Consider the following 12944-nt stretch of genomic DNA (forward strand, 5'->3'; position numbering starts at 1 on the left):
AAGGGTAAAAGGTGAAACAGTCTACTTTTGCCTTTTTTAATGTAATGAATTCGAATTAGGTAGTGAGAAAGAGTTTTAACTCGCTTCTATATTAAAGGAGATAAATTCACAGTTACTATCACACATCCCTAATTTCCCTATATCCGCTCATATGATTGGTAAAAAGTATATTTTCCCGATAAAGTAGGGGGAGAGAAGCATTTTCAAACATACGTTTTCGTTTTACAATAAGAAGAGATGAGAACTCAGGAGGATATGAGATGACAAAAGATAAGTTACTATTGCTAGACGGTAATAGTTTGGCGTACCGCGCATTTTTCGCGTTGCCCCTTTTAACAAATGATAGTGGAATTCACACGAATGCAGCGTATGGCTTTACGACGATGCTACAAAAGATATTAGAAGAAGAGCAACCGACAAAAATGTTGGTGGCATTCGATGCTGGCAAGACAACTTTCCGTCATGATACGTTCACGGAATATAAGGGTGGCCGTCAGAAAACACCGCCAGAATTATCAGAGCAATTCCCATATATTCGTAAGTTGATTGATGCATATGGGATTAAGCGTTATGAACTTGAAATGTACGAGGCAGATGACATTATCGGTACATTAGCAAAAGAAGCGGCATCAGAAAATATGGACGTCATTATCGTATCGGGTGACCGTGACTTAACACAACTTGCGACAGAACAGGTGACAGTTTATATTACGAAAAAAGGCATTACGGAAATTGAGAAAAATACACCTGCATTTATCGAAGAAAAGTATGGCTTAACACCGTTACAAATTATCGATATGAAAGGCTTAATGGGTGATGCTTCCGATAATATCCCTGGTGTACCTGGTGTTGGTGAAAAGACAGCGGTGAAGTTGTTAAAAGAGCATGGCTCAGTTGAGGCGTTATATGCGGCGATTGACACATTAAAAGCATCAAAAATGAAAGAAAAGCTTGTGGCCAATGAAGAGCAGGCGATTATGAGTAAGAAGCTAGCGACGATTTTCACAGAGGCACCAATTGAGGTGACACTTGCTGACCTTGCTTACAATGGACCTAATGAGGAAGAATTGATCAATGTATGGCAGGAGCTTGGCTTTAAATCATTGATCGAGAAAAGTGATTTTGCGGTCGAGGAAGAAGAGCGTGCACCATTCGAATACGATATTGTAGAAGATGTAAAGCCTGATATGTTAAAAGATACGATGGCTGTCCATATAGAGCTTGAGGACGAGCATTACCATACTTGTCAGCAACTCGGACTAGCTCTAACAGATGGAACGGATACTTTTTATGTGCCATTTGAGCATGCTGCTAAATCAGATACATTACGACTTTGGTTAGAAGATGCAACGAAAACTAAATATATGGCAGATTCAAAAGCGTCTCAAGCAGCGTTAAAACGTGCTGGCATCAAGCTTGCAGGGGTCGAGTTTGATTTATTGCTTGCTTCATACATTAATAACCCTTCTCTTAGTGGTGATGATGTGGCGACACTTGCGAGAGATCTTGGCTACCGTGATGTGCAGGCAAATGAGTCGGTTTACGGAAAAGGTGCTAAGCGTGCTGTGCCAGCGCAAGATGTACTTGCAGAACATGTAAGTCGTAAAGCATTTGCTGTCTGGACGTTGCAACCAAAACTTGAAACACTTTTACGCGAAAACGAACAATTTGATTTATATAAAAACCTAGAGCTACCACTTGCATCGATTTTGAGTGAGATGGAAAGTGAAGGGATTACGGTCAACCGAGCAACACTTGAAAAGATGGGTCAAGAATTAGGTGATAAGCTGACGGTCATTGAGCAGGACATTTATGCGGAAGCTGGCGAAGCGTTTAATATTAATTCACCGAAGCAACTAGGCGTTATTCTCTTTGATAAACTAGGCCTACCTGTTATTAAAAAGACAAAAACAGGTTATTCTACAGCAGCAGATGTCTTAGAAAAGCTAAAGCCAGAGCATGCCATCATTGAGCATATTCTGTTGTATCGTCAGTTAGGAAAACTGCAATCGACATATATTGAAGGTCTACTAAAAGAAATTCATGAAGCAGACGGCAAAGTGCATACACGTTTCCAGCAGGCATTAACGTCAACTGGTCGCTTAAGTTCAACAGATCCGAACTTACAAAACATCCCTGTCCGTTTAGAGGAAGGGCGTAAAATTCGCCAAGCGTTTGTGCCATCTCATGAAAACTGGATTTTGTTCTCTGCCGATTACTCACAAATCGAACTACGAGTGCTTGCGCATATGTCAGAAGATAAAAACTTAGTAGAAGCTTTCCGTGAAGGCATGGATATTCATACACGTACAGCGATGGATGTGTTCCACGTAGCTGCAGACGAAGTGGATAGCGATATGCGTCGTGCGGCAAAAGCAGTTAACTTTGGTATTGTGTACGGGATTAGTGATTATGGTTTATCGCAAAACTTAGACATCACACGTAAAGATGCAGCGGTATTTATTGAGAAATATTTAGCGAGCTTCCCAGGTGTAAAAGGCTATATGGACAATATCATCCAGGATGCGAAATTCAATGGCTTTGTGACGACGATTTTAAATCGCCGTCGTTATTTACCGGATATTACGAGCTCGAACTTTAACTTGCGCAGTTTTGCGGAACGTACAGCGATGAATACACCGATTCAAGGTAGTGCGGCAGATATTATTAAAAAAGCGATGATTGATATGGATGCACGCTTGAAAAAAGAAAATATGCAAGCGAAATTACTACTACAAGTACACGATGAGTTGATTTTTGAAGCACCACAAGAAGAATTAGCATTGCTAGAAAAAATCGTACCAGAAGTTATGGAAAATGCGATTAAGCTTGCTGTGCCATTAAAAGTGGACGTCAACTACGGCGCAACTTGGTACGAAGCGAAGTAAGGAGGCTTAAACTGTATGCCTGAATTACCGGAGGTAGAAGGTGTTGTAAGGGCATTGAAACCAGAAATCGAGGGACGAACAATTGAAAGTGTTAAGTTGTCGGAGACGATTCATTTAGGTTTTAGTGAAGGTAAGCAATGCATCGTCAAACAAGCTGAGCCAGATGCATTTGAAGCGGCACTTAATCAAATGACAATTACGAAAGTTGTACGTCGTTCAAAATATATATTTTTTCATTTATTGAAAGAGGATGTACCTTATTTTTTGGTGAGTCATTTAGGTATGACTGGTGCATGGTTTGTCGTCGATTCGCCAGAAGATATAAGTGAAGTAAAGTTCAAAAAGCATATTCATGCAACATTCCGTTTTATGGACGGGGGATATTTAATTTATTCGGATATTCGTCGATTTGGGGAGCTGCGCCTTTTAGAAAATCTAGAAGATCATGCGCCGCTAACCAAAATGGCACCGGAGCCTTTTGATGATGAGGCTAGTGATTATTTCATTGCGAAATCGTTATTGCCGAAATATGAAAAAAAGGCTGTCAAAGAAGTGATTATGGATGGGCAAGTGATATCGGGCTGCGGCAATATATACGCTACAGAAGCTCTATTCACAGAGAGAATTCACCCTGCTCGAAAAATGAATCGTATTAGCGAAAAAAGCAAGCGTGCGTTATTTGACACAGTTGTAGCTGTGTTGCGTCAAAGTATTGAAGCGGGCGGCTCAACGATTTCAGATTATCGCAATATTAATGGTGAGGCTGGTAGTATGCAAAATCGGCTTCAAATGTACGGCAAAAAGGTGTGCCCAGCGTGTGGGACAGAGACGAGTCAAATGACAATTGGAGGACGCACGTCTGTCTTTTGCCCAAATTGTCAACATTAAAGGGGATTAAGCTTATGATTATCGGATTAACAGGAAGTATTGCAAGCGGAAAAAGTACAGTAGCGAAAATGATGACAGAACTGGGACTACCTATTGTCGATGCGGACGTTGTCGCACGTGTTGTTGTAGAACCAGGTACAGAGACGCTCGGGAAAATTGCCAGCAACTTTGGGGATGATATTTTACTAGAAGACGGTAATTTAAATCGGGCGAAACTTGGCGATATTATTTTTCACGAACCTGCTAAACGAAAAATCTTAAATGAGATCATGCACCCGGCCATTCGTGAAGAAATGATTCGTCAACGTGATGCATTTTTAGCGGCAGGTGAAAAGCATGTCGTGATGGATATTCCATTGTTATTTGAAAGTAAATTACAGAATTTTGTGGAGCGTATTTTAGTGGTGTCGGTCACTGAAGAAGTGCAACTACGTCGTTTAATGGAACGTAACGCATTATCGAAAGAAGATGCACTTGCTCGCATTCATTCACAATTGCCGGTTTCTATGAAGGAAAAGGGTGCGCATGCAGTTATTTATAATAATGAAACACTAGAACAAACGGAAGAACAACTGAAAAAAATTCTTAGTCAATGGGAAATTATTTAGTTTGGGTGCGTAGCGAAAAATCATCGCTACGCATTTTTTTTAATATTAAAAGACAAAAAAAGTGCATAAGTTTTGAAGAGAAAAATGCTACAATATTTGTCAGAAAATAAGAACTTTTCTAATGCACGTATTTAATGTTCATCTTTTTTAAAATTGTGTTATACTAATTTCGTATAGTATATAATTAATATGAAAACGTATTCACAGGAGGATTTATAAATGACAGTATCTATTGCTATTAATGGTTTCGGACGTATCGGACGTATGGTTTTCCGTCAAGCGATTGTACAGGAGGATTTAAATATCGTTGCGATTAACGCCAGCTACCCGGCTGAAACGTTAGCACATTTGATTAAGTATGACACAAATCACGGAACATTCGAAGGTACAATTGAAACAGCAGGCGATGCACTAATGGTAAATGGTAAACGCGTACAAATTATTAGCGAACGTGATCCATTACAATTACCATGGGCAGCAATGGGCGTAGATATCGTTATTGAAGCAACTGGTAAATTCAACGAACGTGAAAAAGCGGCAATGCACTTAGAAGCGGGCGCAAAAAAAGTTATCTTAACAGCACCAGGTAAAAACGAAGATATCACTGTAGTATTAGGTGTTAATGACGAATTACTTGACCTTGAAAAACATGACGTGATTTCAAACGCTTCTTGTACAACTAACTGCTTAGCACCAGTAGCAAAAATATTAAATGACACATTCGGCATTAACAACGGTTTAATGACAACTGTTCATGCATACACAAATGATCAAAAAAATCTTGATAATCCACATAAAGACTTACGTCGCGCGCGTGGTTGCGCACAGTCAATCATCCCAACATCAACGGGTGCTGCAAAAGCTTTAAAACTAGTATTACCTGAGCTAGATGGCAAGATTCATGGTATGGCACTACGTGTTCCAACTCCAAACGTTTCTCTTGTTGACCTTGTTGTTGATTTAGATACGGATGTAACAGTAGAATCAGTAAATGCTGCATTTGAAAAAGCAGCTACTGAAGGACCAATGAAGGGGATTTTAAACTTCACAATGGAGCCGCTTGTATCGGCAGACTTTAATACAACAACTTTCTCATCTACAGTAGATGGTCTTTCTACAATCGTTATGGCTAACCGCAAAGTAAAAGTACTTGCTTGGTACGATAACGAGTGGGGTTACTCTGCACGTGTAGTAGATCTTGCGAAAAAAGTTTCAGTAGCATTAGAAACAGTTAACGCATAATAAATATGTAGTATGAATACACACTGAAATCCTTTTGATTTCGGTGTGTTTTTTTATTTAAGTAAGTGTGCTAGACTTCGGAAATGAAAGTGATTTTGTCCACGGGGGAAATTTTGTTATAATAGGTATACTAAATTGTAGGAAAATCAGGGGAGTAAATATATGAGATGTCCATCTTGCCAATTTAACGGAACACGTGTAGTGGATTCGAGGCCTGTAGATGATAATAAGGAAATACGAAGACGTCGTGAATGTGAGTCGTGTGGCTTCCGTTTTACAACGTTCGAAAAAATTGAAGAAACGCCATTAGTAGTTGTGAAAAAAGAAGGATCACGTGAAGAGTTTAGCCGCGAGAAAGTATTACGTGGTTTAATTCGTGCGTGCGAAAAACGCCCTGTCTCACTTGAAGTGTTAGAGGGAATGGTGCTAGCAATTGAAAAAGATTTACGCCGTATCGGAAATGCAGAGGTGCGTTCTGAAGATGTCGGTGAAATGGTAATGGACCGCTTAGCGAAAATTGATGAGGTTGCTTATGTCCGTTTTGCATCTGTTTACCGTCAATTTAAAGATATTAACGTATTTATTGAGGAGTTAAAAGAAATTATCCAACGACAAACTGAGCAAAAATAATGTGGCAAAGAGAGGGTGAATGACGTTGGTTCATTTGTATAAGGAGTTGCAGCCAGCGGATACTTTTGACATTCGCTTACCTCATGCGCTTTCAACGCAGGAACGACAGCTGGTGACATTGTTTTATCAGCCTTTAACGGGTGCTGAGCCGATTAGTTTGTATTTGACATTGTGGGCAGAGGCCGAGCAAATGAAGACACAACATCAATCACATTATTATTTAATGAATGTACTTGGCATGCCTATTGGCAAAGTATTTGAGGCACGTGTTGCTTTAGAGGCAATTGGTTTGTTACGTACGTGGAAAAAAGAAATTGAAGGGCAACGATCCTTTTTATATGAACTAGCACGTCCACTTGATGCGGATAGCTTTTTGAAGGATCCTTTGTTATCAATGTTCTTGTTTAGCAAAATTGGAGAGCAGGCGTATCGTAAGTTGCGTCAGCGTTTTATATTACCTGCTAGGGAGGCGTCATACAAGGATGTTTCGCGTGCATTTATCGATGTATTTAAGCCGGTAAGTACGAATATCCCAGCTGATTTACAAGGTGACGATGGCATAAAAGGGCAGTCACAAAAAACCTATCCTTTCTATTTTGAGCAGTTCGACTTTGGTTTATTGCAGGCAGGGCTGTCTGAGCAGTTGGTACCGTCGAGTTTACTAACACTTGAGGTGCGTGAAGCGATTGCAAAGCTTGCCTTCTTGTATCATTTAACAGCGCTAGATATGCAAAAGGTTGTAATTTTAGCCCTCGATGATGATTTAGGTATTTCATTGGAACGATTACGCAAAGCAGCAGCTGACTATTATAAGCTGACAGTTTCTAAGGAACCGCCAAAGCTTGCACGTGTGTATGATACGCCGAGCGTCGAAGAAAAGGCTCAAATGACAAAAGACCAGGAATTACAACATTATTTAGAGACAACACCGCCTGTGCAAGTGCTGCGTGATATTAATAATGGCAAAGAACCATTACAAACGTCTGTACAGCTTGCAGATAGCTTGATTGTTCAGCACGGTATGCCTATCGGGGTGGTTAACGCTTTATTGGAGTATGTTATGTTAACGACTGACATGAAGCTACCGAAAAAGTACGTGGAGACAATTGCTGACCATTGGGTGCGGAAAAATTTAAAAACAGCTAAAGAGGCTATGGAGCTTGCACGCCAAGAGCATGATAAATACACAGCCTGGAAAAACAAGCCGCAAACGCCAGCCAAAAGTAGTAATTATACAAAAGGACGTACGACTAATCGCCGCGAGGAGAAAGTGCCCGATTGGTTTTATAAGCGTAATGAGAAATCAGAAGAAGTACCGGCAGAAACGACGAATACTGGCGGTACGGATTTTGAAAAGGAACGACAAAAAATATTAGACAAGTTAGGCAATCAACAAAAGTAAGGCAGGTGAATAACCGTGGAACCAATTAATGGACCGCTGCAACGCGCAGTGAAGGTACCATCTTTTCAAGAACGTTACGAGGCGATGCGACGAGAAATCTTAGAAAATCCACGTGTGCAGGATTTTTTAGCTGAACATATGGAGGAACTTAGCTATGATGCGATCGAACGTAATTTACCAAAGCTGCATGAATTCATTAGTCAATCTACGGAGTGCTGTGGCTGTGACAATACAGCACATTGCACAAATAACTTAGAGGGTTTTATTCCAAAATTACGAACAGTGCGCAATACTGTGGAAATCGATTACGTACGATGCGAGCAAAAAATACGTGAAGATGATCGCCGTGATGTCGCTAATATGATTGCTAGTATGCATATGCCAAAAGACGTGCTACAAGCAACGATTGGTGATTTATTCATCGATGATTATTCACGTGTAGATATTGCAAATCGTGCTGCTGATTTTGTTCAAAAAACACGCGAGACAGGAAAATTACCAACAAAGGGTCTTTATTTATATGGTCAGTTTGGCGTTGGTAAGTCTTTTGTTTTAGGTGCATTAGCAAATGAGCTGGCGACGCTTAAAGTGAAATCTGTAGTCGTATTTGTGCCAGAATTTTTACGAGAAATGAAAAATGCCATTGGTGATAATACGTTGCAAGAAAAAGTTGATTACGTGAAAAAAGCACCTGTGTTAATGCTCGATGATTTAGGAGCAGAAACAATGTCGGCTTGGACACGTGATGAAATACTCGGTACGATTTTCCATTACCGTATGGCAGAGCAGTTGCCGACCTTTATTACGTCAAATTTTAACTACGATGAGCTAGAGCATCATTTAGCACAATCGCAAAAGGGTGATTTAGAGGTCGTGAAAGCTGCGCGTATTATGGAGCGCATTAAGGCAATAACCGAGCCTGTACAAATGGGTGGGAAAAATCGCCGAGGGTAATTTTGCAGGTTGCATTTTGCGACAATCGAGCGTATACTGTCACATATAATATATATCATTGAAATGCATTGATGAGGACATGGATCTTGTGTATCTACTTGTAGAGAGGGAAGTCATTGGCTGTAAGCTTCCTAGTGTGAACATTTGATTTACTACCTACTGAGCAGCGAGAGGGAATAATCTTTCGCCGGTACTAGCCCGTTAGCTAGCCTTGAGCTTCGTCTGACTTTTTAGTCGGAAGGAAGAAGGGTGGAACCACGAGCATACGCTTCGTCCCTTTCGTTAGGGACGGGGCTTTTTTGTTTTTTTTGAGTGATTTTGATGTTGGTCACTCAAGTTGTGTGGTAGATCGCTCAACATCGGTGGTGGAACGCTCGACTTTAGTGGTAAGGCGCTCAACATTGGTGTCAGGTCGCTCAACATTGGTGCCGGGGCGCTCAACGCCGACGCTAATTCGCTCAACATAAGATGAACACAGAGTTCCAATCACATCATGCATAACAATTAAACCCAATAAGGAGTGCAAACAAAATGTCAGATATGATTAAATTAACGTTCCCAGATGGCGCTGTTAAGGAATTTGCAAAAGGCACATCAACAGATGATGTAGCCTTATCAATTAGCCCGGGGCTTCGCAAAAAAGCTTACGCAGGTAAAGTAAACGGTGAATTAGTAGACCTAAAAACACCAATCGAAGAGGATGCAACAATTGCAATTATCACACAAGATGATGCAGAAGCGCTTGAAATCCTACGTCACTCAACAGCTCACTTAACTGCACAAGCTGTAAAACGTCTATTCCCAGACGTGAAATTAGGAATCGGTCCAGTTATCGAAGGTGGTTTCTACTACGACATTGATGCACCAACACCAATTACTGCTGACGATTTACCAGCAATCGAAAAAGAAATGAAAAAAATCATCGCTGAAAACATCGAAATTGAACGCAAAAATGTTTCTCGTAATGAAGCACAGGCGATTTTCACTGAAATTGATGATGAATACAAATTAGAATTACTTGAGGCTATTCCGGCTGACGAGCAAGTGTCAATTTACTATCAAGGTGAATTCTTCGACCTTTGCCGTGGTATTCACGTACCATCTACAGGTAAACTTCGTGAATTCAAATTATTATCATTAGCAGGTGCTTATTGGAGAGGTAACTCAGACAATAAAATGCTTCAACGTATCTACGGTACAGCTTTCTTCAAAAAAGAAGAGCTAAAACATCACCTACAAATGCTTGAAGAAGCAAAAGAACGTGATCACCGTAAAATTGGTAAAGAATTAGAGCTATTCACATCTTCACAAAAAGTTGGCCAAGGTTTACCACTTTGGTTACCAAATGGTGCGACAATCCGTCGTGTGATTGAGCGATATATCGTTGATAAAGAATTATCACTTGGTTACAAACATGTTTACACACCAGTACTTGGTTCAAAAGAGTTATACCAAACTTCTGGTCACTGGGATCATTACCAAGATTCAATTTTCCCACCAATGGAAATGGACAATGAAACATTAATTATGCGTCCGATGAACTGCCCTCACCATATGATGGTATACAAAAACAGCAAGCACTCTTACCGTAACCTACCATTACGTATTGCTGAACTTGGTACAATGCACCGTTATGAAATGTCAGGTGCTGTTTCAGGGCTACAACGTGTACGTGGGATGACGTTAAATGATGCGCACCTATTCGTTCGCCCAGACCAAATTAAAGCCGAATTCCAAAAAGTTGTTCAATTAATCCAAGAAGTATACAAAGACTTTGATTTAAAAGACTACTCATTCCGTCTTTCTTACCGTGACCCAGCGGATACTGAGAAATACTTTGATGACGATGCAATGTGGGAAAAAGCACAAGGTATGTTAAAAGAAGCGATGGATGAACTTGGCCTAGATTACTTCGAGGCTGAAGGTGAAGCTGCATTCTATGGTCCAAAACTTGACGTACAAGTAAAAACTGCGATTGGTAAAGAAGAAACATTATCTACAGTTCAACTTGACTTCTTATTACCAGAACGCTTCGACTTAACATACGTTGGTGAAGATGGTAAACCACATCGTCCGGTCGTTATTCACCGTGGTGTTGTATCAACAATGGAACGTTTCGTAGCCTTCTTAATCGAAGAGTACAAAGGTGCCTTCCCAACTTGGTTAGCACCAGTACAAGTAGAAGTAATTCCTGTATCCAATGAAGCGCACTTCGACTATGCAAAACAAATCGAAGAGCAATTAACTGCTGCAGGCTTACGTGTTGAAATGGATGACCGTGAAGAAAAACTTGGTTACAAAATCCGTGAAGCACAAATGAAAAAAATCCCGTACATGCTTGTCATCGGGGACAAAGAAGTAGAAGCAAACGGCGTAAATGTTCGTCGCTACGGCTCTAAAGATTCAGAAACAATTAGCTTTGAAGAATTCCTGGCTAATATTAAAGCAGAAGTAGCTCGCTTCTAATAGATACACGTGAAAGACCTCGCCTTTTAGATAGGAGCGAGGTCTTTTTTGATAGTTACACACGGAATTGATTGACCGCATTTTGTAAATCCAGTGCACGGGTGCTTAAATCATTTGAGACAGCACTAATCTCTTGCAATGTAGATAATTGTTGTTGTGAAGCTTCTGTTGAACTTTTAGCTTGTTCAGCTGTAGATTTAGCTGCTATTGCAATTTCAGAGACTGAAGCAGCTACTTCTTCAGCTGCTGCAGAAATTTCTTCAGTGATGGCAGATATATCTTCAATTTGTAATTTCATATCGTCTACTGCATTTTCGATTTGGCTAAATGATAGACCAGCTTCGTTAATGATGCCAACTCCATCTTCCACTATTTGTAAACTTTCTCGAACTGCTTTTTCAACATTTTTTGTATCTGTTTGAATTTCATTTGTTAATGCGACAATTTGGCTTGCTGATGCATTCGATTCTACTGCGAGTTTACGTACTTCATCTGCCACAACGGCAAAGCCTTTTCCATGTTCCCCTGCACGTGCAGCTTCAATGGCTGCGTTCAGTGCCAATAGGTTTGTTTGTTCTGTAATGCTCGTGATCACGCGAGAAATACTTTCAATTTCTTCGGATTGCTTACTTAACTTTTGAATGAGTTCTGTCGTTAACTTGGTTGATTGGTAAATCGTTGTCATTTGCTTGCTAGCAGAATTGATATTGGTTGCGCCTTGATCGGCCATAATTGTAGTTTCTGATGCTTTTGTATGCAGATTTTGTGAAGATTCAGCAATACGCTGTACAGCAGAAGCTGTTTCATCCATTGCAACAGCACTTTCTTGAGCTGTTTGTGCTGCAGATAGGGTATTTTGAGCACTAAGTTCAGAGCGTTGTGCCGTTTCAACGGAGGATACTGTTACTTCTTCAGTTGATGCACTTAATTCTTCAGCAGAAGAACTTAAATGTGTTGCACTGTCAGATAATTGCATGATTAGATTTTTTAATGTATCTTTCATAGCATTAAACGAAGTCGTTAATTGGCCTACTTCGTCGTTTGATCTAATAGCTAATGAAGGAACGGTTAAATTACCTTTAGCAATTTGTTGTACGTTGCTTTGCAAATTTTTTAATGGTATAGCAATTAATCGATTCATCATGAATGAAGTTGATGCACCGATGATAACAGCGATAATAATAATTAAAATGGCAATAAACAGAGCTTGTTGCGCTCGTTTATCGGCCTCAAGTTGTGCATTTTCAAATAAAGTATCAATCAATGTAGATAATTCATCTGTTGATGTAATTGTTTGTGTACGATTTTCTTTTACTTCAGTGTTATAGTGGTCAATTGCAGCATTTACATTCTGTGTATTGTTGATATTAATCGTTTCGTTAACGCTTTTTTCAAAAATATTTATGTCTTGGACAACGCCAGTCAGCTTTTGCTGTACTTCTTCTCTTTGGAGCAAGGATTTTAATTCTTTTGTAATGTCTTGCAATTTTTGTTGCGATGATTCAACCTGGTCAAGTGCTTTTTGATCGCCAAGTAAATAGCTTTGTACCTGTGCTGTTTGCAATAGCGTATAATACTCAATTTCGGACGTTAAATTTATTTGTGGCAATCCGAGTGCTATTGTGTTGCTGTATTTCGCATCAATACTACGTAATTGCATAAAAATAACCGTACAAGCAAGTACTGTAACAATGATAGAAATGCTGAAGCTTACTAAAAGCTTTTTACGAATGGACATTTACCTTACCTCGCTTTATTAATTATTTTAGGCGTTCATACTATCGTAAATCAAATAATTGGAAATGTTAAGATAATATTATGCTGTTTTTCCTATGAATGACATCTAATTTCATCGAAAGTGAAAAA

General features: G+C 39.8%; 9 protein-coding genes. 8 read left to right on the forward strand and 1 reads right to left on the reverse strand.

From position 1 onward, the window contains the following. Positions 1-260 precede the first annotated feature (260 nt). The 8 genes from polA to thrS all read left to right on the forward strand — a co-directional run bounded on the left by polA (position 261) and on the right by thrS (position 11078). Positions 261-2888: a DNA polymerase I gene (gene polA / locus ACIQ2D_RS10880; RefSeq protein WP_402863704.1), complete on the forward strand. Its 2628-nt coding sequence runs from the start codon at positions 261-263 to the stop codon at positions 2886-2888. Positions 2889-2903: 15 nt separating this feature from the next. Continuing rightward, positions 2904-3776: a bifunctional DNA-formamidopyrimidine glycosylase/DNA-(apurinic or apyrimidinic site) lyase gene (gene mutM / locus ACIQ2D_RS10885; protein WP_402863707.1), complete on the forward strand. Its 873-nt coding sequence runs from the start codon at positions 2904-2906 to the stop codon at positions 3774-3776. Positions 3777-3790: 14 nt separating this feature from the next. Then, positions 3791-4384, forward strand: a complete 594-nt coding sequence (gene coaE / locus ACIQ2D_RS10890; protein ID WP_402863710.1) for a dephospho-CoA kinase — start codon at positions 3791-3793, stop codon at positions 4382-4384. Between the two features lie 219 nt (positions 4385-4603). Then, entirely contained in the window at positions 4604-5626 is a 1023-nt protein-coding gene (locus ACIQ2D_RS10895) for a glyceraldehyde-3-phosphate dehydrogenase (protein WP_402863712.1), read from the forward strand. A gap of 162 nt (positions 5627-5788) precedes the next feature. Continuing rightward, positions 5789-6256, forward strand: coding sequence for a transcriptional regulator NrdR (nrdR, locus tag ACIQ2D_RS10900; RefSeq protein ID WP_402863715.1), 468 nt, complete (start codon positions 5789-5791; stop codon positions 6254-6256). A gap of 19 nt (positions 6257-6275) precedes the next feature. Next, positions 6276-7658, forward strand: coding sequence for a replication initiation and membrane attachment family protein (locus tag ACIQ2D_RS10905; protein WP_402863718.1), 1383 nt, complete (start codon positions 6276-6278; stop codon positions 7656-7658). A gap of 24 nt (positions 7659-7682) precedes the next feature. Continuing rightward, positions 7683-8612 carry a primosomal protein DnaI gene (dnaI, locus tag ACIQ2D_RS10910; protein WP_402863930.1) on the forward strand — a complete coding sequence of 310 codons (930 nt, stop codon included), beginning with the start codon at positions 7683-7685 and terminating at the stop codon, positions 8610-8612. A 531-nt stretch (positions 8613-9143) separates the two neighbouring features. After that, the gene (gene thrS, locus ACIQ2D_RS10915) at positions 9144-11078 is read left to right on the forward strand and encodes a threonine--tRNA ligase (protein ID WP_402863721.1); all 1935 of its coding nucleotides are present in this window, start codon (positions 9144-9146) and stop codon (positions 11076-11078) included. A 55-nt stretch (positions 11079-11133) separates the two neighbouring features. Here the strand turns inward: thrS and ACIQ2D_RS10920 are convergent, their stop codons facing one another. Continuing rightward, the gene (locus ACIQ2D_RS10920) at positions 11134-12816 is read right to left on the reverse strand and encodes a methyl-accepting chemotaxis protein (RefSeq protein ID WP_402863724.1); all 1683 of its coding nucleotides are present in this window, start codon (positions 12814-12816) and stop codon (positions 11134-11136) included. Between the last annotated feature and the right edge of the window lie 128 nt (positions 12817-12944).

Origin of the sequence: Lysinibacillus sp. NPDC097287, from assembly GCF_044761695.1 — a bacterium.
Taxonomy (GTDB): Bacteria; Bacillota; Bacilli; order Bacillales_A; family Planococcaceae; genus Lysinibacillus.